Below are 25008 nucleotides of genomic sequence, written 5' to 3' on the forward strand. Positions count from 1 at the left end.
TGAAGCGGTAGGAATTAATGAGCCTCATTCTTGAGGCTCATCTACTTTTACTCTAAGGTACCAATCACATTCAGCGCCATATCATCAGGCACTTCGTTATAAGACAACACATTCAACCCATTGCAGAATAGTCGTGCATAGCGTGCAATTAATGGCCGCAATTGCGGGGTTACCAATAAAATAGGTTGGTGATTCTCTGCTTTCATCTGCTCTTTAATGATCGGCATATTCTGCTGCAACTGGGTCAGGATATTTGGGTCGACTGGGAAGTTATCCAATACCACTTTCCCCGCTTGCTGCGCCTGATTCAACGAGCCAAGCAACATATTTTCTAATTCGTTATTAATGGTATAAACCGCCAGGTTTTTGTCATCGCCATTGATACCATTGACGATACCGGTACGTAATGCGTAACGCACATCTGAGGTGAGGAGCAGTGAATCTTTGGTGATAGTGGCACTTTCTACTAAGGTGGTGGCGATGGTGACAATATCTTTCAGCGACACATTTTCGGTTAATAGCTGACGATACACCTTCAGCAATTGGCTAAAATTCAATCCGCCAGCCAAATCTTCAGCCAAACGTGGCGACAGCGACTCAAGCCGTTGGTGTAATAGGGTTATATCATCATAATTAAACAGTTCAGATAAATGGTCACGTACCACTTTATTCACATGGGTCGCGACCACACTGGCACAATCCACCACCTGATAACCGAAGTTTAGTGCCGTGGGCTTATCTTCCGGTGCTACCCATACCACGGCCAGGCCGTAAGTCGGATCGATTGCCAGTACACCATCAACCTCGCCGTATTGTTCCGCTGTTGGAATCGCCATCAGTTTATCAATATAAACATCGCCACCGGCGACTTTGACACCATTAATATTGATGGTGTATTGGGACGGTTTTAAGCGGAAGTTTTCCCGTACTTTGACTTCCGGTAATAGAATTCCGCAGGTTTCGGAGATGATTTGCCGCACCCCTCGCAGCCGCTGAATCAGCGGTCGGCCTTTTGATTCATCGACCAGTGTGACCAGCTTATAGCCCAAATTCAGGCCGATAGGTTCAACTATCGGAATATTTTCCCAGTTGAGGTTCAGGGCATTATCTTCAGAAATGGCTTGGTCGAGGATTGTAAGATCGGGCTCAGCATCCGCTTGCTGAATTTTTTTACTTTGCTGCCAAGCGGCGAACAGGAGTAATCCGGTGAAGCTGAGAAAGGCAAGATGGGGCATCCCCGGCACAATGGCGAGTATGAACATCACGAATGCCGCAGCATACAAGATAGTCGGTTTTGCCAACAACTGATCTTTAATTTCATCAGTCATGTCACCGCCATCACTCACCCGAGTGACAATAATTGCCGCCGCGGTTGCTAATAACAGGGACGGAATTTGTGCCACCAGACCGTCACCAATGGTCAACAATACATATTGTTGAAACGACTGGCTGGCGCTGAGATCGTATTTAAAGATACCGATACAGATACCGCCGATCACGTTGATCACCAGAATCATAATACCGGCGATGGCGTCACCGCGAACAAACTTGGATGCTCCATCCATCGCACCGTAGAAGTCAGCTTCGCTGGCCACTTCTTTACGGCGCAAGCGCGCTTGCTCCTGATTGATTAACCCGGCATTAAGGTCGGCATCAATCGCCATCTGTTTACCCGGCAGTGCATCCAAGGTAAAGCGGGCCGACACTTCAGAAATTCGCTCAGCACCCTTGGTTACCACCACAAAGTTGATTGTCGGGGTGGTATCAGAAGAGGAGCGGCAAGAGATTGTGGCGCAACTGAATGGGCAAACCATCTTTTCGCAGCAATCCTTTATTTCAATTCCCTCTAAAAGCAAAAGTGGCGGCGGCAAGTTCTCTGACAGCATTGATGGTAAGGAGCAAGCGAAAGAGACCAAAAGTAATCTGGCAGTTGAGGTGCCGGAACCGGAGCAATCTCTGGAAGAGGTGGTGGATAAATCACGTAAAGAAATGGAAGAGTTATCACGCATCATTATGCAAATTACTTCTGCCTACGATGCGCAATCCAACCTGCAAATGGAAGTGGTGCCACAAGGGCTACGTATTTTGATTCAGGATGATAAGCAGCGCGATATGTTCCAACGCAGTAGCGCAGTACTGACGCCGTTCTTCAGCCGTCTACTGGCTGAGTTGGCTCCGGCATTTAATGAGATGGACAATAAAATCATTATTACCGGCCATACCGATGCTTCCCGCTACCGTGATCAGATGTTGTACAACAACTGGAACTTGTCTGGCGAGCGGGCCTTGATGGCGCATAAAGCGCTAGTAAAAGGCGGGCTGGATGACGGTCGGGTATTACAAATCAATGCGATGGCTGATCAGATGCTATTGGACTCAGTCGAACCTCTTGCGGCTAAAAACCGCCGTATTGAAATTATGGTCTTAACCAAAACGGCTTCAGACACCTTATATCAGTTCTTTGGCAACCACGGAGAGAATGTAGTGAAACCGGCAGCGAAAAAAGCCGGATAGTTATGTTCATCTTTTCACCGCCCAGTCTACCCTCGAACCTTCAGGACTGGGCGGTGCTTTTTAATACAATGACTTAACTTAAGTTGCCATACCTACACGCTGAGTTCAGGCGGCAAAACCTAACGTGGTGTGATAGTGACGGTATTCCCATGGGTAGCAATGGTGACACGTTGCCCCGGTTGGAATTGGGTAACGCCCTGAGCTTGAACCACCAGGAAGGTGGTACCGTTATCGCGGCGCACTTCCAGTTCAACACCACTACTGCGATTCATCATACTCTGGACTTGTTGGCCGACTACGCCACCGGCAACGGCACCTGCTGCGGTTCCGAGACGGCGACCAGTACCGCCGCCAATGGTGTTACCCAGAAAACCACCCACCACAGCCCCACCGACCGCACCCGCAACATTATTCCCATCTCCGCCCTGAATAGTGACTGGACGGACAGAAACCAAGGTTCCGTAAGTTACAGCTTGAGCCTGGCCGGCCTGAGAACTGCTAAAAGTATCGCCCGAAAGGGTATTATTATTGGCGCAACCACTGAGAGTGGCGATGGCGAGGGTTACAACAATGAATGGTTTTATCATAAAGACCCTTCCTACTTGAAGTTGCTAACTTATAACCGATTGAATATTGACCGGTAAAATAATCATAGCACGACTTATTTGCTTATTAATTGATAGATAGATAAAAAGTAGAGTTAACTCAAATTTTATAGGACGATTAGCCCCAATCAGAGGGCATGTTATTGTCTCTCTGGCCGACAATTTACCGGCGAAAGTAAAATCACGGCAGTGGAAACACATTTAACTCTGCGTTAAGTGAAATTTATAACCTAATACACCTATAACAGATTGTCCCTCTGGCAAGTATTCGCTATCACTGTCATCGCCATGATCCATTTTGTAACATTAAGATTTATCATTAAAAATGACAAAACAGTCTGTTAGAGTTCTCAAACTGAATGAAATTGATAAGAATCCGATTTTCTGGCTGATTTAACAATTCGCACTAGGAATAATGATTAAATTAATAACTAATCATCTTGTATGATTTATATCCGCAGGTCTGGTTGGTTTCATTTTTTATAAAATGTTCAGGGAAGGGCTAATGCTTAACACTTTTTAGGTAGAATAATGACCTAATGAAATGTTAAAAAAATCAGTTTTAGTTAATAATTGATACCAACATGGCGACCTAAAGATTGTTTTTCGTACAGATTTTTACCGCTGGTGGTGAGTATCGACAAGCGTCAGGCCCCGCAAGGGTTTGTCGCATTTTGACCGTATTTCAAAGTGTGTTAATTCAACGTTTTCAATGGCAAATTACATTCTGATGATCAATTAAATTCACTTAAAAAAGGTAAATGATGCATTTCATCTTTAAGTTGGATGGAATTTTCATTTCCAGTTAAATAACTAAAGTAAGTAATATATAATTAAAGTCATTACATTAATTTACTATTTTGGGTTAATGATATTGAATTCCATCTGCATCCTCCGCATTACCTCCTGACAGATTTTTTATTTTCTGGCAAATGAAATGTTTTGCTGAAACGGTTTTAGTTCACAGATATTTACCCCTTTCAGACTCAATCAATTATCCATTGATAAAGATCAACTTAATTATATTTGCAGAGTTACAAACTATTAACAGAATATCCTTCATCTTTTTTCAAAGTGCAGGTGTGTTGGCTGCTCTCACTTACTCTAATCACTTACTTATGTAAGTTCATCGGGGTTCTTTCGTTTGCGGCCGCCCAGCATTTCGAAATCTATTGGATATAAGACCATGCTTTTTATAGGGATATGCCCATCATTAGTATCGGGTATGTGAACAATATAATAATAATGACAGGGGAAAAAACATGCTTTCCCAGCATGGCGTTAACCGTCGTGATTTTATGAAGCTTTGTGCAGCGCTGGCTGCCACCATGGGTCTCAGCAGTAAGGCTGCCGCAGAAATTGCCAATATGGTCGGTTCACCACAACGGCCGCCGGTCATCTGGATTGGTGCTCAGGAGTGCACCGGCTGTACCGAGTCACTGTTGCGCTCAACGCATCCCACCCTGGAGAATTTGCTGCTCAGTGTTATATCAATGGAGTATCACGAAGTGCTGTCAGCAGCATTTGGTGAGCAGGCGGAAGAGAATAAGCACCGCGCTATTGAACAGCATAAAGGGAAGTACATACTGGTGGTGGATGGTTCTATCCCACTGAAAGATGGTGGGATTTACTGCATGGTGGCGGGCAAACCTATTGTCGAGCATATTCGCGAAGCGGCGGAACATGCGGCAGCTATTATTGCCATTGGCTCCTGTTCTGCCTGGGGGGGCGTGCCAGCCACTGGTGGCAACCCAACCGGCGCGGTCAGTTTGCAAGCGGCGCTACCGGGGAAAACCGTGATTAATATTCCCGGCTGCCCGCCGAATCCGCATAACTTCCTGGCAACCGTCGCTCATATCATTACCTTTGGGCGGCCGCCGGCGTTGGATGCCAAGAACCGTCCTACCTTTGCCTATGGCCGTCTGATCCATGAAAACTGCGAGCGTCGCCCACACTTTGATGCCGGTCGTTTTGCCCGTCAGTTTGGTGATGAAGGGCATCGTCAGGGCTGGTGCCTCTATCACCTTGGTTGCAAGGGGCCGGAGACCTACGGTAACTGTCCAACCCTAGAGTTCTGCGATGTTGGTGGTGGCATCTGGCCGGTCGGCATCGGTCATCCGTGCTACGGCTGCAACGAAGAGGGGATTGGTTTTACCAAAAGCATTGCTCAATTAGCCAATGTCGAAAACCCAACACCACGCGCTGAAAAACCACAGATCCATAATGTGGAAGGTGGCAAGGTTTCTACCACCGCCACCGCGTTGCTGGGTGGGGTGGTGGGATTGGTTGCCGGTGTCAGCCTGATGACGGTGCGTGAGCTGGGGCGGCAACAGAAGCAGCGCCGTAAAGATGACGATCACTCATCGCGGGAGGAATAGCCGTGAACCGACGTCACTTTTTCAAATTAGCCTCGGGCGGTGTCTTGCTGGCGGGACTTTCCCCCAGCAGTAAAGCTGAGGTCCAAAACCGACCACCGATCCCCGGTGCGCTTGGCATGTTGTATGACTCGACGTTATGCGTCGGTTGTCAGGCGTGTGTCAGTAAATGCCAACAGATTAATCACAGCGAGTTTGCCGCGCACGGTGAAACCTACGCCGGTGGTGATGCTATCTGGTCAAATAACGACAAACTTAGCCCCTATACCAACAACATTATTCAGGTGTGGACCAGTGGTGCAGGTATCCATAAAGATCAGTTGGAAGATGGTTACGCCTATATCAAAAAGCAGTGTATGCATTGCGTTGATCCCAACTGTGTTTCCGTCTGCCCGGTCAGCGCACTGCGCAAAGATGCCAAAACCGGCATCGTTCACTATGACCCGGATATCTGTACCGGCTGTCGCTACTGCATGGTTGGCTGCCCGTTCAATGTGCCGAAATACGATTACGATAATCCCTTTGGCAAGATCCATAAATGTGAGTTGTGTAATCAGAAAGGGGGGGAGCGGCTCGACAAAGGCGGCTTGCCTGGTTGTGTTGAGGTGTGCCCGACCGGGGCGGTGATATTTGGTACCCGTGAAGCGTTGCTGTCAGAAGCCAAACGGCGGCTGACGTTAACACCGGGTGAGAACTATCGTTTCCCACGTCAGACACTCAGTGCCAACGACACGTACGAGCATCCGGTTGCCCATTATGATCCGCACGTATACGGCGAAAAAGAGGGCGGTGGTACGCAGGTGTTGGTACTGGCGGGTATTCCGACCGAGAAACTTGATTTGCCACCGTTGGCAGAACTGGCAACCGGTGCGCGTTCGGAGCATGTTCAGCACACCCTGTACAAAGGCATGATCCTGCCGCTGGCGGTACTGGCCGGTGTGACGGCGCTGGTGCATCGCAATACCCGCGATGAGCGCAAAGACAGTGATGCCGACACGCACGATAAAAAGGACGGTCCAGATGACGATGCATAAATCCAGTCCATTGGGTGGGCGGCTGGTCAGTTGGCCGGTGATGCTGCTAGCGCCTTTTGTGGTGTTATGCGCGCTGCTGATAGTTAAACGTTTGGTGCTCGGGCTGGGTTCAGTCAGTGATTTGAACGGCGGCTTCCCGTGGGGGATCTGGATCGCTTTCGACTTATTGGTGGGAACCGGTTTGGCCTGTGGCGGCTGGGCGTTGGCCTGGGCGGTTTATGTCTTTAACCGGGGCGAATATCACCCGCTGGTACGCCCGGCGCTGTTAGCCAGTTTATTTGGCTATGCGCTGGGGGGATTGTCGATCACCATTGATGTTGGCCGCTATTGGAACCTGCCTTACTTCTTTATCCCCGGTTACTTTAACGTCAATTCGGTATTATTCGAAACCGCCGTCTGTATGACCATTTATATCGGTGTAATGGCGCTGGAGTTTGCCCCCGCACTGTTTGAACGCCTCGGTTGGAAGGTTTCGCTCAAGCGGCTGAACAAAGTGATGTTTTTCGTCATTGCATTGGGTGCGCTGCTGCCGACTATGCATCAGTCCTCAATGGGTTCATTGATGATTGCCGCAGGTGCGAAGATTCATCCGCTGTGGCAAAGCTATGAAATGTTACCGCTATTTTCATTGCTCACCGCCGCCATTCTGGGCTTCTCTATTGTCATCTTTGAAGGCTCTTTGGTGCAGGCCGGACTGCGTGGGCGAGGTGCCAATGAAGCACCGCTGTTTACCCGGCTGACCACCATTATCGACCTATTCCTGCTGCTATTTGTCTTGCTGCGCTTGGGTGAAGTGGTAGTGCGGCACAAAATAGATTATCTGCTGCATTTCGACCGCTACGCTATCGCCTTTTGGGCTGAAATCGGACTGATGACTTTGCCGCTCATCATCTTCCGTATCCGGCGGGCCAGAGAAGATAGCCGCTTACTGTTTATCGGTGCGCTGTGCATGATTGCGGGCGCGGCGCTATGGCGGCTCAACTACTCGCTACTGGCCTTTAACCCCGGCGGTGGCTACAACTACTTCCCAACCACCAGTGAAATCCTGATCTCAATTGGCTTCGTCGCCATTGAGGTCTGCGCCTACATTTTATTGATTCGGCTATTGCCGGTGCTGCCTGCTCACGGGCAATTACATAAGAATAATCAGACAGAGGTAAAGCATGAGCCAACGCATCACCATTGATCCCGTCACCCGCATTGAGGGACACCTGCGGATCGACTGCGAAATTGAGGACGGCAAGGTCATTAAAGCCTGGTCCTCCGGCACCATGTGGCGTGGCATGGAAGAGATTTTACAAGGCAATGATCCCCGCGATGCCTGGATGATTGTGCAGCGTATTTGTGGCGTATGTACCACCATCCACGCTATCGCCTCGGTGCGCGCCGTGGAAAATGCATTGGGGATGGAAGTCCCAGTCAATGCGCAACATATCCGCAATTTGATTCTGGCCGCGCATAGCATCCATGACCATATCGTGCACTTCTACCAACTGTCGGCACTGGATTGGGTGGATGTCACCTCAGCGCTGCAAGCCTCGCCACAGAAGGCGGCCGCCATGTTGAGTGGCTTATCGAGCTGGCCACTGAACAGCGCGGAAGAGTTCAGCCGTGTACAGCAGAAAATCAAAGACCTGGTGGCCAGTGGGCAGTTAGGCATTTTTGCCAACGGCTACTGGGGCCATCCGGCAATGGCGTTGCCACCAGAAGTGAACCTGATTGCGGTAGCGCACTATTTGCAAGCACTGGAGTGCCAGCGCGATGCCAACCGCATTGTGGCGGTATTGGGGGGCAAAACACCGCACATTCAGAATCTGGCTGTAGGGGGCGTTGCCAATCCAATCAATCTAGATATGCCAAGTGTGCTTAATCTGGAGCGCTTGATGTTGGTGAAATCCTTCATCGACCGACTGGGCAGTTTTATCGAGCAAGTTTATAAAGTGGACACGGCGGTGATCGCTGCCCACTATCCAGGTTGGCTCAATCTGGGTAAAGGGGCGGATTACTATCTCAGCGTGCCGGAGCTACCGACCGATCGCAAAGGGGAGACTTTCCTGCTGCCGGGCGGCTATCTGGATAAGGGTACTTTCCGGCCGATTGCCAACCATAACGATCCTTATCTGATCAAAGGGATTGCCGAGAGCGGCAAACATGCCTGGTATCAAGATGACGAGCCGCTGGCACCGTGGGAGGGCAAAACCAACCCGAACTACACCGGCTGGCAGGAAGAGGGCAAATACTCGTGGGTAAAAGCGCCAACTTTCTACGGCAAAACGGTAGAAGTTGGGCCGCTGGCATGGTTGATGTGCGGTCTGGCGGCTGACCACGCGCCGACTAAACAGCATTTCAGCGATATTGGCGCGGCCTATCAGAAATTGAGCGGGCAGGCTATCACTCAAGATCAACTGCCATCGACGCTGGGTCGCATCATTGGCCGCGCAGTGCATTGTTGCGTGCTGCATGAAACGCTGGCTCAGCAATGGACGGCGCTGGTGGCCAATATCGGTACCGGCGACGTAGAAACTTTTATCAAACCGAATATTCCGTTAACTGGCGAAATCCGCGGTGTTGGCTTTGAAGAAGCGCCACGCGGCATGTTGTCGCACTGGGTGGTCATCAAAGACGGCAAAATCGCCAACTATCAGGCGGTGGTGCCCTCCACCTGGAACGCCGGCCCGCGTAACTACAATGACGAACCCGGGCCATACGAACAAGCGCTGGTGGGTACACCGGTTGCTGATCCGGCCAAACCGCTCGAAGTGGTGCGGACCATTCACTCATTCGACCCGTGTATGTCTTGTGCCGTACATATTGTTGATACAACGGGCAACGAAGTGACCAAAGTCAAGGTGCTGTGATGGGGATTTTGGTATTAGGTATAGGTAACTTATTACTCAGCGATGAAGCGGTGGGGGTACGTCTGGTTGAAGCATTGGAACAACGCTTTGAGATACCCCCAGGTGTTGAGGTGTTGGACGGCGGTACCGCCGGTTTAGAGCTGATGGAAGCGATGGCAAACCGCGAACATTTGATTGTTGCTGATGCGGTATTCACCGGCCAGCCTCCGGGCAGTGTCGCGGTGCTGCATGATAAAGAGATACCGGCTATGTTCAGCCGCAAAGTCTCGCCCCACCAGTTGGGGCTATGCGATGTGTTGATGGCACTGCAACTGACCGGTGAATCCCCGCGCCAACTGACATTGGTGGGCGTGGTGCCAGAATCTCTGGCGCCAGGAATTGGCCTGACACCGACGGTGATACAGGCGATGGAACCCGCGCTGGAACAGATTCTGGTCGCATTGCGCTTAAGCGGAATTACGCTCAACGCACGGGAGCAAAACCATGTCTGACTCCTTTGACGACACTGGCATTATCGGGCTGACGCAAAACCCGGCTCCTTTACTGGAGCAGGTTTTCAGCCAGATTGCCGCGGATGAGATGCGCGGCTTGCCATTCTACCGTGACCACATACCGCTACGCGCCTGTGGCTTTCAGTTATTTGAGCAGCAATGGGTGGGCGCGTTATTAACCCCGTGGATGCTGAGTTTAGTGGTATTACCGGGGCCGCAGCAAAGCTGGCCGCGTCGGGTGGTGGGTGAGCGCTTGATGCTGGCACTGCCATGCGGCACCATCAGTTTTACGCTCGGCGAAATAGCCGGTTGCGGCCAGTACCTGAGCCGCTCGCTGATGTCGCCATTGGACACTACGCTGCAAGCGGAACAGGCGCTGCTGCTGGCAGAACAGAGCGCTCGCATGGTGCTTTCACTGCCCATTAGCAATGCTGATGCACCGGCTAATCCACGGCGGCGGGCGTTGTTTAGTCAAATGACGAATCAGCATGCATGAAATCAGTTTATGCCTCAGTACGCTGGAGCTGATTGAAACACAGGCCAGGCTTAACGGGGCCAAACGAATAACGGCGGTATGGCTGGAGATTGGTGCGCTCTCTTGTATTGAGGAGAGCGCATTGCGTTTTAGTTTTGACGCGGCCAGCCGTGAGACATTGGCAGCTAATTGCCAATTGCATATCAATTACTTACCCGCACAAGCCTGGTGTTGGGAGTGTAGCGCCAGTGTTCAGATTGAACGGCACGATGCCGGGTGCCCGCATTGTGGCAGCCATGCTCTGCAAGTGGAGAGTGGTGACAGTTTGCAGGTAAAACAGATAGAAGTGGAATAATCCTGAAGGAGTGAATTCCTATGTGCACGACTTGTGGTTGCGCCAGCGGCGAAACAAAGATCGAAGGCGACGACAGTCACCATCATGACCACCCCAACGATGCCCAGCCGCAAAAAACTCAGCATAAACATAAATATGTTGCCAAAGGCACGCAGCCGGTCATTGTCCATCATCACTATTATTACCATCAGGGCGATGTTCATCATCACTATCACGGTAAAACGCCTGAACCGGTAGCGATACCGGAATCAGCTCAGCCGGAAGCTGAAACCTTTGCGCCACAAGTGCATGCCGATCAACAAGGGCTGCATTACGGACAGGGCGAGGCTGGCAGCCATGCACCGGGCATGGGTCAGCGCCGCTTGCTGCAAATCGAGCAAGACGTGCTGAGCAAAAATAACCAGTTAGCTCACCATAATCGTGAGCATTTTGTCGAACAACATATTCTGGCGCTGAATTTGGTTTCCAGCCCCGGTTCTGGCAAAACCACGCTACTGACCTCGACCTTGCAACTGCTGGCCGGGCAAGTGCCTTGCGCGGTAATTGAAGGTGATCAGCAAACCACCCATGATGCCGAACGTATTCGCGCCACAGGCGTACCCGCGATTCAGGTCAATACCGGTAAAGGCTGCCATCTGGATGCGCAGATGGTGCACGATGCGGCACACCGTTTAGCTCTGGCTGATGATAGCCTGCTGTTTATTGAAAACGTCGGCAACTTGGTGTGTCCGGCTAGCTTTGATCTGGGCGAACGCCATAAAGTGGCGGTATTGTCAGTTACTGAAGGCGAAGATAAGCCGCTGAAATACCCCCATATGTTTGCAGCTTCCACCCTGATGATTATCAATAAAATCGATCTGCTGCCCTATCTGGATTTTGATATTGAACAGTGCATTGCCTATGCCCGTCAGGTGAATCCTGATATTCAGGTGATTGCGCTGTCTGCCAGTAGCGGAGAGGGGATGGATTTGTGGCTGGAATGGCTGGAGACACAGCGATGTGCATAGGCGTTCCCGGCAAAATTGTGGCGGTGGGTGAAGACATTCACCAACTGGCATGGGTGGAAGTGAGCGGAGTGAAGCGTGAAATCAATATCGCACTGGTATGCGACGATACCCCGGCGGCATTGCTAGGTCAGTGGGTGTTGGTGCATGTTGGGTTTGCCATGAGCCTGCTTGACGAAGAAGAGGCACAACAGACACTGGCCGCGCTGGAACATATGCAGGCAGTTGGGCTGGATTGGGATGCCAGCGCTGCAAGCGAGGCACGCGATGCGTTACGTTGATGAGTTTCGTGATCCCGCATTAGTGAGCGCATTATTGCAACGGATCGAACAGTTATTGCCGCAGATCGCGGATCAACAGCGCTTGCCACTACAAATTATGGAAGTCTGCGGTGGGCACACTCATGCGATCTTCAAATTCGGCCTTGATCAACTGCTGCCTGAGGGGTTGGAGTTTGTCCATGGACCGGGCTGCCCGGTGTGTGTGTTGCCGATGGGCCGCATTGATAGCTGTTTGGAAATCGCCACGCATCCTGAGGTGATTTTTTGCACTTACGGTGATGCGATGCGTGTGCCAGGGCGCAATGGTTCGATGCTGGATGCCAAACGGCGCGGCGCGGATATTCGCGTGGTCTATTCGCCGTTGGATGCACTGACGCTGGCACAGCATAATCCTGATCGCCAAGTGGTGTTTTTTGGCCTCGGCTTTGAAACCACCATGCCTGCCAGTGCCTTAACCCTGCAACAAGCCAAACGGCTCGGGTTGACCAATTTCACTGTGTTCTGCCAGCACATCACCATCATTCCTACCTTGCGTAGCTTGCTGCAACAACCGGATGTGCGTATCGACGCTTTTCTGGCTCCCGGTCATGTCAGTATGGTGATTGGCACCACGCCCTATGGCTTTATTTGTGACCAATTCCACAAGCCATTGGTGGTTACCGGTTTTGAGCCGCTGGATATCTTGCAGGGGCTAGTAATGCTGCTTGAACAGATGGTCAGCGGGCGTTGTGTGGTAGAGAACCAGTATCGGCGTATCGTGCCGGACAGCGGCAACTTACTGGCACAACAGGCAATGACAGAGGTTTTTGTTGCTAAAGCCAGCAGCGAATGGCGTGGTTTGGGCGAAATCGCGGATTCCGGCGTACAACTCAGCCCTGACTATACCGAATTTGATGCCGAATTACGTTTCAAACCACAGCAGCAGCAGGTGGCAGACTCTCCACGATCTCGCTGTGGTGATGTGCTGACTGGGCGTTGCAAGCCTGATCAATGCTCACTGTTCGGCGGTGAGTGTACGCCAGACAATGCCTTTGGCGCGCTGATGGTGTCATCCGAAGGGGCCTGCGCCGCTTATTATCAGTATCGATAACCCTTGGTACTTGAAGCTGCTGAGGGGAGCTGCGTTCGCTTGCAGCGCCTACCTGCAACTCCAATGACTTTGGGTTATTAATAAGGTCACAACTAAATGAATAAGAAAGAGATTACTCTGGCCCACGGCAGCGGTGCCCGGGCAATGCAGAGCTTGATCGAATCACTGTTTCTGGCGGAGTTTTCCAATCCGGCGCTGAATGAACGGGAAGATCAGGCGCGTATCGCGCTGACGGATCTAACCGTACAGGGCGATCGGCTGGCGGTATCCACCGACAGCTATGTCATTGATCCGATCTTTTTCCCCGGCGGCGATATCGGCAAGTTGGCCGTGTGCGGCACAGCAAATGATGTGGCGGTCAGTGGCGCAACGCCACGCTATCTCTCCTGCGGTTTTATTCTGGAAGAAGGTTTGCCGATGGATGTTCTCACGCGCATTGTGCAATCAATGGCGGCTACCGCGCGGCAGGCGGGGATTCAGATAGTTACAGGTGATACCAAAGTCGTGCAGCGTGGCGCGGCGGATAAGATCTTTATCAATACCACCGGCATAGGAGTGATCCCCGCAGATATTCACTGGGGAACCGCGATGATCCGTGCTGGTGATCGGATCGTTGTCAGTGGCACTTTAGGTGATCATGGCGCGACCATTCTGAACCTGCGTGAAGGGCTGGGGCTGGAAGCAGAGCTGGTGAGCGATTGTGCACTATTGGCACCGTTGATCGCTCCGCTGCGATCTATTCCCGGAGTGCGGGCGTTACGTGATGCTACCCGTGGCGGCGTGACGGCGATCCTACATGAATTTGCGGCCGCCAGCGGTTGCGGCATGGAGATCAACGAATCAGATCTCCCCCTGAAACCGGCGGTGCGGGGTATTTGCGAATTGCTGGGGCTGGATGCACTCAACTTTGCCAACGAAGGTAAGCTGGTGCTGGTGGTGTCACCAGAGGCACAAGACGTGGTATTAACAGCGCTCCATAACCATCCACTCGGCCAGGATGCCGCCGTTATCGGGCAGGTGACTGAGAATAAACAAGTGCGCTTATGCGGTGCGTATGGTGTTTCGCGTAGATTGGATTTGCCTCTGGATGAGCCATTGCCCCGTATTTGCTGATCCCATTCGTCCTTGAAGCCGCAGGGGTGTTAGCTGCGTTCGCTCACCCGAATCACTGACTGATGTCAGCTCATCGGGATTTGCTTACTTGCTGCCTACCTGTAACTCCAATGACTTTTGGGAACCCATTCGCACTTGAAGTGACAGGCGATTAACTATTTGATAAGTGGGGAAATGTGCCGAATGGGTCGTAACGGCGTGAGCCGTCGAAGCGCCCATCGGTGCAGTCGCCCCGCAATCTCCGAGCTATAAAACAGGTTGCTGGCAGCCTTGTGAAGGAGTTTCTGTGGATAAAAATGGCCTCTGCCTGCGGGTAAAAGGTAAGGTGCAAGGCGTGGGGTTCCGCCCTTATATCTGGCAGCTTGCCCACCGCTTTGCGCTAAGGGGCGATGTCAGTAACGACAGTGCGGGCGTGACGATTCACTTGTGGCAATCACCGGCGCTGGCGGATTTCTTACAGGCACTGCCGCGTCATTGCCCGCCATTGGCACAAATTGATAGTGTCACCACCTCGCCCTACCATTGGGCGCAGCCGCCACTGGATTTTGTGATTCATCACAGCGGTGCCGGGCAGATGGATACGCAAATTGTACCGGATGCTGCAACCTGCGACGCCTGTTTGGCTGAAATGAACCATCCTGCCAATCGTCGCTACCGCTACCCGTTTATCAACTGCACCCATTGTGGCCCACGTTTTACTATTATTCACCGCATGCCCTATGACCGGCCTTATACCGCCATGCGCGAATTCCCACTATGTGCCGCCTGTCAGGCAGAATATGACCATCCGGCCGATCGCCGTTTTCACGCCCAACCCAATGCCTGTGCCGATTGTGGCCCGCAATTGTGGCTAACGGGGCGAGAGGGACAATCGATTGCGCACAACTTTGCGGCGCTAGAGCAAGCCGCAGCCGCCCTGTTGGCAGGAGATATTGTTGCCGTCAAAGGGCTGGGAGGATTCCATCTGGCGGTAGATGCCACCAATGCTGCTGCGGTGGCCCGTTTACGGCAGCGCAAGCAACGGCCTTCCAAGCCGCTGGCGGTGATGTTACCGCACGCCGACTGGTTATCACGCTGCGTGCAAAGTAACGATAGCGCCGCGTTATTACGCGTGTTACGTAGCCCTGCGGCTCCGATTGTGTTGGTTTCGTCGCGGGCTGATAGCCCGCTGTGTACGGCGCTGGCACCGGGCTTACCTGAAATTGGCGTGATGCTACCCGCCAATCCGTTACAACATTTGCTGCTGCAACAGGTCGGACGGCCTCTGGTGATGACCTCCGGTAATGGCCGTGGTAAACCCCCGGCATTGAGTAATGAGCAGGCGCTAGGTGCCCTGAGAGATATTGCTGACCACTGGTTATTGCACGATAGGCAAATTGTGCAGCGGGCCGATGACTCATTAGTGCGACTCACCGGCAGCAGTGCTGAAATGCTACGCCGAGCCAGAGGGTATGTGCCAGATGCTTTCGAGTTACCTCCGGGATTTAGCCAGCAGCCAGCAGTTCTGGCGCTGGGTGCGGATATGAAAAACACGTTTTGCCTGCTGCGTGATGGTAATGCAGTGTTGAGTCAACATCTGGGGGATCTGGAAGACCGCGATATCGCACAGCAACAGCAGCAGTTAGTGGCGCTGTTTTGTGATATTTACCATTTCACACCACAGGTGATAGCGGTGGATGCTCACCCCGGATACGTCAGCCACCAATTAGGGAAAACCCTGGCAGCACAGTGGAATATCCCTTGTGTTGACGTGCTACATCATCATGCCCATCTGGTGGCTTGTCTGGCAGAGCATGGCTGGCCTCGCGAGGGTGGGGCGGTGATTGGTGTGGCATTGGATGGGCTGGGTTATGGCGCTGATGGTCAATTGTGGGGCGGTGAATGCCTACGAGTAGATTATACGAGCTGTGAATATATTGGTGGCTTGCCCGCAGTGGCACTACCCGGTGGCGATCTGGCCTCGCGTCAACCGTGGCGTAACCTGCTGGCCCAGTTACAGCGCTATGTCCCCAATTGGCAACATTTGCCTGAGAGTGCGGTGATTCCTCAGCCGGAGGGTAGGGTATTGGCGCGGGCGATTGAGCGGGGGATTAATGCGCCGTTGGCCTCTTCAACTGGGCGCTTATTTGATGCAGTAGCGGCTGCACTCAATCTTGCCCCGCTATCGATAAGTTGGGAGGGCGAAGCCGCCTGCCAGTTGGAAGCACTGGCGCGACAAAGTGCGGTTTCAGTGCCGCCAGTGACGATGCCGCTGTGCGATAACCAACTGGACTTAGCCACTTTCTGGCAGCAATGGTTGGCTTATAATGCCACTCCGGCGGAGCGGGCCTATGCGTTCCATTTTGCTCTGGCCCAGGGATTTGCTACTTTGGCGCGGCAGGCGGCCCAGTATTATCGTATTGATACTATTGTCTTTTCAGGTGGGGTGCTACATAACCGGTTACTGCGTGAGTTACTTAGCGCACAACTGCATGATTTCCAACTGTTGCTGCCCCAGCGTCTGCCTGCCGGTGATGGTGGGCTGGCTCTAGGGCAAGCACTGATTGCCGCTGCGTCAAAATGCCATAAGTGATGATTATGGCTAATGGTGTTTGATTACCGCTAATTGTGTTAATAATAAAGCTCGTTGACTCGGGGTGCCTGCCGCTAAATGCGTAATGGCTGAGATTTTACCCGTATTACCTGATCTGGATTATACCAGCGGAGGGAAGTCGCGGTATCGTTGTTGAGTCCATAAACAACGGTCCCCCTTCTTGTTCGCCGGTGGGGGATATCATGAATACTATTCGCTCTGACTTTTCAATCGCTCCTCTCCCGTACCCTGATGCACTGGCGGCGGCCTGTTTGCAACAATTCCAAACTACACCGCCATTAGTCCATTGCCTGACTAATGAGGTAGTACAGTCCTTCACTGCCAATGTGTTACTGGCATTAGGGGCTTTTCCTGCCATGGTGGTTGAAGCTGAAGAGGCCGCACAATTTAGTACAATGGCGAACAGTTTACTTATCAATATCGGCACGTTACACCGCGCTCAGGCCGAATCCATGCTGGCGGCAATCCAGGCGGCAAATCAATCCTCTACCCCTTGGGTGCTGGACCCCGTTGCGGTCGGCGGGCTTGTCTATCGTACTGATTTTGCCCATCAATTATTAGCGCTAAAACCGGCGGCAATACGGGGTAACGCCTCGGAAATCATGGCATTAAGCGGTATGGCGACTATGGGGCGTGGGGTGGATAGTGTCGATTCTTCGGTGAGTGCACTGCCTGCTGCTCGCCAATTGGCACTACAGGTGCAGACTGTGGTTGCGGTTACCGGTGAGGTGGATTATATCACCGACGGCCTGCGTGATTTTGCCGTGACCGGTGGCGATAAGCTGATGACCCGGGTAGTGGGGACGGGGTGCGCACTTTCTGCCGTGGTAGCGGCATTTTGCGCACTGGAAGGCGACCGTTTACATCATGTGGCAACGGCTTGCCGGGTGATGTCACAAGTCGGCGGGCAGGTATCTCAGCAGGTGGCAGGCCCTGGTAGCTTTATTCCAGCTTTTCTAGATGGCCTTTATCAACTGAAAATAAGCGATCTGGTATAGCCTCTCCCCGGTTAACCTCTTAAAAATAGCGTTACCGCTCAGCCCTATCGCCTTGAGCGCCAGCGGCTGAACGGCCCTCAGTCATAATGTGTATTACGGATAAGAACTAATAAATCATCCAGTTTCATTGGCTTACCCAAGAAATAACCCTGAACTTCATCACACATCAGAGTCTGTAACTGCCCGAGCTGCTCGGCGGTTTCTACCCCTTCGGCGGTCACCGTCATGGACAGCGCATGGCCGAGGTTAATGATTCCTTCGACAATTGATTGGCCTTCATGTGACTCGGCCAGTTCATCGGTAAAGCTCTTATCAATTTTCAATCCATCGAACGGGAAGCGGCGCAGATAATTCAGTGAGGAATATCCAGTACCAAAGTCATCCATCGATAAGCGCACACCCAGGGTTTTCAATGCTGTCATGGTTTTAAAGGCACCATCGGCATCTTCAATCATTATCCGCTCGGTGATTTCCAGCTCCAATCGATGGCTAGGTAGCCCAGTGAGCAGCAGGACTTGGCGCACTCGTTCTATCAGGCGCTGGTTCCTGAATTCAACCGCAGAAATATTAACGGAAACAATCAGTGACGAGGGCCATGTCGATGCATCCTGACATGCCTGTAGCATGGTCCAGTCGCTAATTGAGGTGATAAGCCCCGTCTCTTCGGCCAGCGCAATAAATTGATCCGGCATCAGCAGCCCCAAAATCGGGTGGTTCCAGCGCACCAAGGCTTCAGCACCCGTCAGTTGTGTTCCCTCAATACGGTAGCGTGGCTGGTAATAAAGGTTAAATTCGTTGTGCTTAACGGCCTGACGTAAAAAACGCTCTAGCTCACTGCGTTGCATCAGGCGCTCATTCATTTCACTGGAGTAGAAGCTCCAACGGTTACGGCCACTGTTTTTAGCTTCATACATGGCAATATCTGCAAATCGTAATAGCTCTTCGGCTTGCATTGAGTCTTGAGGTGCCAGTGCAATACCAATGCTGGCCCCGATATAAATATCCTGATCATTTATCACGTAAGGACTTTCGATTCGGGTGATAACGCGCGTACAAAGCTGTTCAATTTCTTTGCGTGACGCAAGACCTGTGATAATTAGAACAAATTCATCTCCCCCCTGACGCGCGACTAAATCTTGATCACGCAAACAACTTCTTAGGCGTTCAGATACCTGATGCAGTACCAGATCACCGGTAACATGACCAAAAGTGTCGTTAACAGGTTTAAACTTATCCAAGTCAACATTGAGGATAACCAGCGGGTGGGGGGCCGCAGCTAAATGGCGTAACTTATTTTCCAGGAATTCTTTCATTCGCAGACGGTTGGGTAAACCGGTCAATGCATCATGTAGAGAGAGGTGCTGAATCCGTTCCTGTGCTTCTATTTCACGGGTGATATCCGATGCGGTGCCACGGAACCCAATGGTTTCGTTGTTTTGGATGATAGGTTTGGCATAAATACGGCAAATGCGTTTATCGCCTTTGGCGGAGAAATAAGTGCATTGCAACTCATTGCGAGATTCAGTCAGATGGGTGTGCTGTAACCAAGAGCGCAGCGGGATAATATCGCAATTTAACAGTGAATCAAGATTACGCCCCAGCCAGCGCTCCACACTTAATCCGGTAATGGTCAAAAACCGTTGCGACAGGTAGGTGATGCGTAAATCGGCATCGGTTTCCCATAACCAGTCGGTAGCAGCTTCGGCGACATGACGAAAGCGTTCTTCGCTGGCGATTAAAGCAGATTTGTTTTCATCCGCTACCCGTGCTTCTGACATCGCCCGCCGCAGAACTAACCAGCCGGTCAGCCCAAGAATCAATGCAACCAGCGTCAGTAGTGGGAGTAATATGTTGAGCAGTTGCGCGCCGGGCATATCCTGATTCCAATGCAGCGTCAATGCGCTGTTATCACTGGCAGATAATAGAACTGACGGGCTGGATGCCGCGTCTTTTTCATCCTCAGGGGTACGCAGTTGATGAATACCATAATCTTCGCCCAAGGTATTTAGCTCGGGCTGTGTCAGTAAATCGATAAACACCAGAACAGAGGGTGCTCCAGCCACTGTTTTAACGCGTGGATCACTACCAGTAGTTAAGGCCGCAGCCGCAACAATGGCCGGTTGCCCAGCCACGTCGATGGTTTCAGTTGCAATATATTGTTTGTCTGCCCGCGCTCGGGCGGCGTCAATCAACGGGGTTATATCTTTGTTGAGCCAATCGGGCAGGCTAATATCTTTCAGTTGCCCATTGATGACCGAATAACGGGTTTTTCCTAGCCCATCAACAACAAACACTCCCTCATAATTAAAGTCGCTATACAGTGACGGCCCCAGATTTTGGCTGACAAAAGCCCAGTCAGGATCGACTTTTACATGCAAATGTTCATAAGCATCACCCCAGAAAGCATTATCTTTTATTCGGGTTTTTATTGAGTCTTGCCGCATTTTCCAGGCTTTTTCTACCAGAAAACGACTTTGAGATGTCGCTCGTTCATTTAATTGCGAGGCGATATAGATAATGCCTACCGCTGCAATAATGATGGTTGCCCCAACCAGCAAGGCCATGGCCTGTAAAGTTTGTTTTGCAAAGAAAACATTATCTCCTTTTGCCCGTGATGGTGATTCTGGCTGGCTGGAGTCCGTCATAGTGAGTTCCCTTGGCACTTACAAAATTTAGGCTGATCCTAAATAGGATAAAACATCCATTTAATCAGCAGGAAGTGAAGACTCAGAAGAAATATAAACTAACATGAATATAATCTTAGTCTCTTATCATTATAGGTGTAATACGTTACCTTCTCTTTGGCCCGCAAAAGGTTGCGCGCTCTTTATGAAATTATCACTTTTTGCCGAGAGTAAGGAATGACCATGGTTACACTGAATTTGGTTTGGTCCACGCTAATCAATTACGTGCCACGAATCCTACGGACTCGGCTGAATTTGCTCTTGCTGTTGAGTCTTGTGACACATCAGGTTTTTGCAGCAGCACCGCTGCCTGCGGTTACTGTTTCGGTCGTAACCTCAATCACACCGGATACTGCGTTACAGTATTTGGGGCGCGTGGAGGCGATTCAGTCGGTGGATGTGACGACCCGCACCGAAGGGTTTATTGCTGCGCGGTTGTTTACCGAAGGGCAGATGGTCAAGCAGGGCTCTCTATTGTATGAAATTGATCCCGCGTTGCATCAGGCCGCAGTAACGCAGGCCCAGGCGCAGTTAGACAGTGCGACTGCCAGTGCTAATCATGCTCAGGTGAACCTCACCCGCTTACAGCGTTTGGGAAGTAATCGCTCGGTCAGCCAGGCGGAAGTTGACGAAGCACAAGCGCAGCGCGATATCAGCCGCGCGGCGGTAGCTCAGGCGCAGGCGAACCTGCAAATCCAGCAATTACAGCTCAGTTTTACCCGTATTTACGCGCCGATAACCGGTCAGATTGGTCACAGCCGTTTTAATGTCGGTAGCCTAATTAATCCTGCCAGCGGCACGTTGGTCAATATTGTCCAACTTGATCCGATTCGGGTAGCTATCGCAGTGAATGAACGAGATTACATTACAGCAACCTATCAGTTGTCGGTTACAGGTCCCTCTGCGGACAGCAGCACATTGCCGTTTGGCAACTTTACTCCTCGTATTCAACTGGCGAATGGTAAGCAGTACCCGGAACGCGGCGTTTTTGAGTCCGTTGATAATCAAATTGATAAACAGACCGGTACCGTTACCCTGCGTACCCGTTTTGCCAATCCACGGCATTTATTACTGCCCGGTGGGGTGGTGAATGTGTCGCTGGCAGCAGAAATGGCAAAACCGGTTACTGTCATACCGATTGCCGCATTGCAGCAGAATAAGCAGGGACACTTTGTTTTGGTGGTGAACGATAAAGATCAGGTCGATGTGCGGCAAGTGACGTTGGGTGAGCAGTTTGAACAACAATATGAAGTGACTGACGGGCTGAAAGTGGGCGAACGAGTGATTGTGGCAGGGCTACAACATGTCCGGCCAGGGATGACGGTTAGCGCCAGCGTTGCTACACCACTGACAGTAAATTAAGGGGAAGGCCAGATGCTGCATTTCTTTATCCGTCGGCCCAAGTTTGCCATTGTTATTGCACTGGTGATAACCATTGTTGGCTGGGTGTCGTTGTATGTGATTCCGGTGGAACAATATCCTGATATTACGCCACCGGTGGTTTCCGTGAGTGCCGTCTACCCCGGAGCCAGTGCCCGCGATGTTGCACAAGCCGTGGCCTCACCACTGGAAGCGCAGGTCAACGGTGTCAGCAATATGCTGTATATGGAATCGACCAGTGCTAATAACGGCAGTTATCAGTTAAGTATTACCTTTGCCAGTGGTACCGACCCCGATATGGCGGCGGTTGAGGTGCAAAACCGCATTTCTCAGGTGAGTGCTCAGCTGCCGGCGGAGGTGAATGAAAACGGTATTTCCGTGCGCAAACGGGCCTCTAACTTGTTGCTGGGAGTCAGTGTTTTTTCACCGAAACAAACCCATGATGCGCTGTTTGTCAGCAATTACACCAGTATTCAGTTGCGTGATGCCATTGCGCGTATCAATGGTGTCGGCGATGTGCAGGTATTTGGCGCGCGTGATTACAGCATGCGGGTTTGGCTCAATCCGCAACGGATGGAATCACTGAATGTCAGCGTGCAGGATATTGTCGCAGCATTACAACAGCAGAACGTACAGGCGGCTGCCGGGCAGATTGGCTCATCACCGTCGGTGCCCGGTCAGCAGCAAACCCTGACCATCAGTGGACAAGGGCGGCTAACGGACCCACAACAGTTTGCTAATGTGATTATTCGTAGCAATCCTCAGGGCGGCATGATTCGGTTAGGTGATGTTGCTCGCGTGGCGCTGGGGGCGCAGAACTATCAGGTCAGTGCGGCGCAAAACCAGACTAAATCGGCATTTTTAGTAGTTTATCCGGTACCGGGTGCCAACGCGTTAAATGTGGCTAATGGGGTACGGGATGAAATGGCTCGGCTATCAGCCTCTTTCCCGCCAGACCTGACGTATGAAATCAATTACGACTCCACCCTGCCGGTTACCGCAACATTGCATGAAATCGCAGTGTCACTGACGTTAACCTTAATTGTGGTATTGGCGGTGGTGTATCTGTTTTTGCAAAGTATGCGGGCGACTTTTATCGTCGCGCTTACCATTCCGGTCTCCCTGCTCGGCACCTTCGCTGTACTGTATATCTTTGGTTATTCGGCCAATACCCTGAGCCTGTTTGCCATTATTCTGGCGCTAACCATTGTGGTTGATGACGCTATTGTGGTGGTGGAAAACGTCGAGCGCTTATTATCGAATGACCCTGATCTGTCACCGGCGCAAGCAACCAGACAGGCAATGACTCAAATTGCCGGGCCGATTATCGCAACCACCCTGGTACTGATGGCGGTATTCGTGCCGATTGCTATTTTGCCAGGGATTATCGGTGAGCTATACCGGCAGTTTGCGGTAACACTGTCGGCGGCGGTGATTTTATCCAGTATCAATGCATTAACCTTAAGTCCGGCGCTGTGTGCGGTATTGCTGAAACGGCGCACATTGGCAGATACCGGTCTGTTCGGCGGTATTAATCGTGGGCTTGATCGCGCCCGCGACGGTTATGTTTCATTGACCAGCCGTATCAGTAGCCGAGCGGTATTCAGTATCGCCGCGCTACTGCTGGTGGGGCTGGCAACCTGGTGGGGTTACACGCGTTTACCCACCTCGTTCCTGCCGGAGGAAGATCAGGGGTACTTCTTTGTCAGTTTACAACTACCAGATGGGGCTTCGCTTAATCGGACTCAGACGGTGATGGACCAGATGTATCAAGTGGTTACTGATAATGATGCCGTCGAGGATGTGATAAAAATCACTGGCTTCAGTTTGCTTAGCGGCAACAACTCGCCCAATGCCGGATTTGCCATTGTGATGCTAAAACCTTGGGGGCAACGGCCTCATATTGATCGCGTGCTGGCCAGTATTCAGACCAATTTGGCCGCTATCCCTTCGGCGATGATCATGGCAGTAAACCCACCGGCTATTGCCGGGTTGGGCAGTGCTTCTGGATTTGATTTACGTATTCAGGCGCTGTTAGGCCAGTCACCGCAAGAGTTGGCGCAGGTGAGCCAGGGAATTATTTTTGCCGCTAATCAGGACCCGAAACTCAGCCGGGTATTTACCACCTTCAGCGCTTCGGTGCCTGAAACTAATCTGAGTATCGATCGTGACCGCGCCGCGCTGCTACAGGTACCGGTCAGCCGAATCTTCCAAACCTTGCAAACGTCACTTGGGGGAATGAATGCGGGAGATTTCACCCTGAATAACCGTATGTTCCGGGTGCAATTACAAAATGATATGGATTTCCGCCAGCGCACCGCTCAGATAAATAGTCTGAATGTGCGCAGTGACAATGGTGCATTGGTCAGTCTGGCAAATCTGGTGACGTTAACCCCCTCGGTGGGTGCGCCCTTTATCAGTAATTTCAACCAGTTCCCTTCGGTAGCCATCAGCGGTTCTGCGGCTGATGGTGCCAGCTCTGGTCAGGCAATGGCGGCGATGGAGTCGTTATTGGCACAGAATTTACCGTCAGGTTACAGCTATAGCTGGAGCGGAATGTCGTGGCAGGAGCAGCAAACCGGCGGGCAAGTGGTGTTTATCTATCTTGCTGCATTGGTCTTTGCCTATCTGTTTTTAGTCGCCCAATATGAGAGTTGGAGTATTCCGCTGGTGGTTATCCTCTCGGTGGTGTTTGCCGTAGGCGGGGCGGTAGCAGGGCTGGCGGCAATGGGGTTTGCCAACGATGTGTACGCGCAAATCGGCTTAGTGTTGCTGATAGGGCTGGCAGCTAAGAATGCGATTTTGATCGTCGAATTCTCTAAAGCCCGCAGAGAAGAGGGCGCGAGTATCCGTGATGCGGCACAGGAAGGTGCTAAGCAGCGTTTTCGTGCGGTTATGATGACTGCTATTTCGTTTATCCTCGGGGTGATGCCACTGGTTTTTGCCAGTGGAGCCGGGGCGATGAGCCGTCAAATTATCGGTATCACCGTGTTTGGTGGCATGTTGATGGCCACTGCGGTGGGGATACTGTTTATTCCCGCACTGTATCTGCATATTCAGCGACTGCGAGAATGGGTGAAAACCCGCAAAGAGGATTCTGGCAGCGACCCGCAACCTTGAGCCGATGTGTAAAAGTGAAAACCCGCCGCTGGCGGGTT

17 protein-coding genes, 2 pseudogenes and 1 riboswitch are annotated in these 25008 nt (G+C 51.6%); of the genes and pseudogenes, 16 read left to right on the plus strand and 3 right to left on the minus strand.

Annotation, left to right across the window (positions count from 1 at the left end):
* Positions 1 to 47: 47 nt before the first annotated feature.
* A pseudogene (locus ACWJJO_RS20075) lies at positions 48 to 1751 on the minus strand (flagellar biosynthesis protein FlhA); the annotation flags it as partial.
* On the opposite strand from ACWJJO_RS20075, the gene lafU reads away from it, so the two are divergent.
* On the plus strand, positions 1714 to 2514 hold the full coding sequence (gene lafU, locus ACWJJO_RS20080) for a putative lateral flagellar export/assembly protein LafU (RefSeq protein ID WP_481091613.1): 801 nt from the start codon (positions 1714 to 1716) through the stop codon (positions 2512 to 2514). The pseudogene ACWJJO_RS20075 and the gene lafU sit on opposite strands and share 38 nt — an antisense overlap.
* Positions 2515 to 2633: 119 nt before the next feature.
* On the opposite strand, the gene ACWJJO_RS20085 is transcribed toward lafU, so the two are convergent.
* Positions 2634 to 3101: an outer membrane lipoprotein gene (locus tag ACWJJO_RS20085; protein ID WP_083162455.1), complete on the minus strand. Its 468-nt coding sequence runs from the start codon at positions 3099 to 3101 to the stop codon at positions 2634 to 2636.
* Positions 3102 to 4364: 1263 nt separating this feature from the next.
* Between ACWJJO_RS20085 and hybO the strand changes: the two are divergent.
* The 13 genes and pseudogenes from hybO (at position 4365) to thiM (ending at position 17786) form a co-directional block, all read left to right on the plus strand.
* Positions 4365 to 5497: pseudogene (gene hybO / locus ACWJJO_RS20090) on the plus strand (hydrogenase 2 small subunit).
* Between the two features lie 2 nt (positions 5498 to 5499).
* Complete coding sequence (gene hybA, locus ACWJJO_RS20095; protein WP_481091457.1) at positions 5500 to 6528, plus strand: hydrogenase 2 operon protein HybA; 1029 nt, start codon at positions 5500 to 5502, stop codon at positions 6526 to 6528.
* Positions 6515 to 7714, plus strand: coding sequence for a Ni/Fe-hydrogenase cytochrome b subunit (gene hybB / locus ACWJJO_RS20100; protein WP_372569651.1), 1200 nt, complete (start codon positions 6515 to 6517; stop codon positions 7712 to 7714). The genes hybA and hybB overlap by 14 nt, the downstream gene beginning before the upstream one ends.
* A complete protein-coding gene (gene hybC / locus ACWJJO_RS20105; protein ID WP_372569650.1) occupies positions 7692 to 9386 on the plus strand; it encodes a hydrogenase 2 large subunit in 1695 nt (564 codons plus the stop codon). The genes hybB and hybC overlap by 23 nt, the downstream gene beginning before the upstream one ends.
* Entirely contained in the window at positions 9386 to 9877 is a 492-nt protein-coding gene (locus tag ACWJJO_RS20110; RefSeq protein WP_083162463.1) for a HyaD/HybD family hydrogenase maturation endopeptidase, read from the plus strand. The genes hybC and ACWJJO_RS20110 overlap by 1 nt, the downstream gene beginning before the upstream one ends.
* On the plus strand, positions 9870 to 10373 hold the full coding sequence (hybE, locus tag ACWJJO_RS20115; RefSeq protein WP_083162465.1) for a hydrogenase-2 assembly chaperone: 504 nt from the start codon (positions 9870 to 9872) through the stop codon (positions 10371 to 10373). Before ACWJJO_RS20110 ends, hybE begins: the two co-directional genes overlap by 8 nt.
* Positions 10366 to 10707: a hydrogenase maturation nickel metallochaperone HypA gene (gene hypA, locus ACWJJO_RS20120; protein WP_083162467.1), complete on the plus strand. Its 342-nt coding sequence runs from the start codon at positions 10366 to 10368 to the stop codon at positions 10705 to 10707. Before hybE ends, hypA begins: the two co-directional genes overlap by 8 nt.
* A 20-nt stretch (positions 10708 to 10727) precedes the next feature.
* On the plus strand, positions 10728 to 11714 hold the full coding sequence (gene hypB, locus ACWJJO_RS20125; protein WP_481091458.1) for a hydrogenase nickel incorporation protein HypB: 987 nt from the start codon (positions 10728 to 10730) through the stop codon (positions 11712 to 11714).
* Complete coding sequence (hybG, locus tag ACWJJO_RS20130; protein WP_083162471.1) at positions 11705 to 11992, plus strand: hydrogenase maturation factor HybG; 288 nt, start codon at positions 11705 to 11707, stop codon at positions 11990 to 11992. Before hypB ends, hybG begins: the two co-directional genes overlap by 10 nt.
* Complete coding sequence (hypD, locus tag ACWJJO_RS20135; RefSeq protein WP_083162473.1) at positions 11979 to 13082, plus strand: hydrogenase formation protein HypD; 1104 nt, start codon at positions 11979 to 11981, stop codon at positions 13080 to 13082. Before hybG ends, hypD begins: the two co-directional genes overlap by 14 nt.
* Before the next feature lie 96 nt (positions 13083 to 13178).
* Positions 13179 to 14195, plus strand: a complete 1017-nt coding sequence (hypE, locus tag ACWJJO_RS20140) for a hydrogenase expression/formation protein HypE (RefSeq protein WP_481091459.1) — start codon at positions 13179 to 13181, stop codon at positions 14193 to 14195.
* Between the two features lie 286 nt (positions 14196 to 14481).
* On the plus strand, positions 14482 to 16767 hold the full coding sequence (gene hypF / locus ACWJJO_RS20145) for a carbamoyltransferase HypF (protein WP_442820491.1): 2286 nt from the start codon (positions 14482 to 14484) through the stop codon (positions 16765 to 16767).
* A gap of 50 nt (positions 16768 to 16817) precedes the next feature.
* Positions 16818 to 16921, plus strand: a riboswitch (TPP riboswitch).
* A gap of 49 nt (positions 16922 to 16970) precedes the next feature.
* Positions 16971 to 17786, plus strand: a complete 816-nt coding sequence (gene thiM / locus ACWJJO_RS20150) for a hydroxyethylthiazole kinase (RefSeq protein ID WP_083162479.1) — start codon at positions 16971 to 16973, stop codon at positions 17784 to 17786.
* A 77-nt stretch (positions 17787 to 17863) separates the two neighbouring features.
* Here thiM and ACWJJO_RS20155 read toward each other — a convergent pair whose 3' ends face one another.
* Positions 17864 to 20431, minus strand: coding sequence for a bifunctional diguanylate cyclase/phosphodiesterase (locus ACWJJO_RS20155; protein WP_193784773.1), 2568 nt, complete (start codon positions 20429 to 20431; stop codon positions 17864 to 17866).
* A gap of 222 nt (positions 20432 to 20653) precedes the next feature.
* Here ACWJJO_RS20155 and ACWJJO_RS20160 point away from each other — a divergent pair, with 222 nt between their 5' ends.
* Positions 20654 to 21832 (plus strand): efflux RND transporter periplasmic adaptor subunit, encoded by a 1179-nt coding sequence (locus ACWJJO_RS20160; protein ID WP_442850627.1) that lies wholly within the window; start codon positions 20654 to 20656, stop codon positions 21830 to 21832.
* A 12-nt stretch (positions 21833 to 21844) separates the two neighbouring features.
* Entirely contained in the window at positions 21845 to 24970 is a 3126-nt protein-coding gene (locus ACWJJO_RS20165; RefSeq protein ID WP_481091460.1) for an efflux RND transporter permease subunit, read from the plus strand.
* Positions 24971 to 25008: the final 38 nt, after the last annotated feature.

This window comes from Yersinia antarctica, assembly GCF_056636475.1.

What these genes read in the sequence shown, in the direction of transcription:
- ACWJJO_RS20160 (WP_442850627.1), top strand. Translation starts at nt 20,654, where the DNA reads ATGGTTACACTGAATTTGGTTTGGTCCACGCTAATCAATTACGTGCCA.
- hypA (WP_083162467.1), top strand. Translation starts at nt 10,366, where the DNA reads ATGCATGAAATCAGTTTATGCCTCAGTACGCTGGAGCTGATTGAAACA.
- ACWJJO_RS20085 (WP_083162455.1), bottom strand. Translation starts at nt 3,101, where the DNA reads ATGATAAAACCATTCATTGTTGTAACCCTCGCCATCGCCACTCTCAGT.
- hybC (WP_372569650.1), top strand. Translation starts at nt 7,692, where the DNA reads ATGAGCCAACGCATCACCATTGATCCCGTCACCCGCATTGAGGGACAC.
- thiM (WP_083162479.1), top strand. Translation starts at nt 16,971, where the DNA reads ATGAATACTATTCGCTCTGACTTTTCAATCGCTCCTCTCCCGTACCCT.
- hybE (WP_083162465.1), top strand. Translation starts at nt 9,870, where the DNA reads ATGTCTGACTCCTTTGACGACACTGGCATTATCGGGCTGACGCAAAAC.
- hypD (WP_083162473.1), top strand. Translation starts at nt 11,979, where the DNA reads ATGCGTTACGTTGATGAGTTTCGTGATCCCGCATTAGTGAGCGCATTA.
- hypB (WP_481091458.1), top strand. Translation starts at nt 10,728, where the DNA reads ATGTGCACGACTTGTGGTTGCGCCAGCGGCGAAACAAAGATCGAAGGC.
- ACWJJO_RS20155 (WP_193784773.1), bottom strand. Translation starts at nt 20,431, where the DNA reads ATGACGGACTCCAGCCAGCCAGAATCACCATCACGGGCAAAAGGAGAT.
- ACWJJO_RS20165 (WP_481091460.1), top strand. Translation starts at nt 21,845, where the DNA reads ATGCTGCATTTCTTTATCCGTCGGCCCAAGTTTGCCATTGTTATTGCA.
- hypE (WP_481091459.1), top strand. Translation starts at nt 13,179, where the DNA reads ATGAATAAGAAAGAGATTACTCTGGCCCACGGCAGCGGTGCCCGGGCA.
- hybB (WP_372569651.1), top strand. Translation starts at nt 6,515, where the DNA reads ATGACGATGCATAAATCCAGTCCATTGGGTGGGCGGCTGGTCAGTTGG.
- ACWJJO_RS20110 (WP_083162463.1), top strand. Translation starts at nt 9,386, where the DNA reads ATGGGGATTTTGGTATTAGGTATAGGTAACTTATTACTCAGCGATGAA.
- hybG (WP_083162471.1), top strand. Translation starts at nt 11,705, where the DNA reads ATGTGCATAGGCGTTCCCGGCAAAATTGTGGCGGTGGGTGAAGACATT.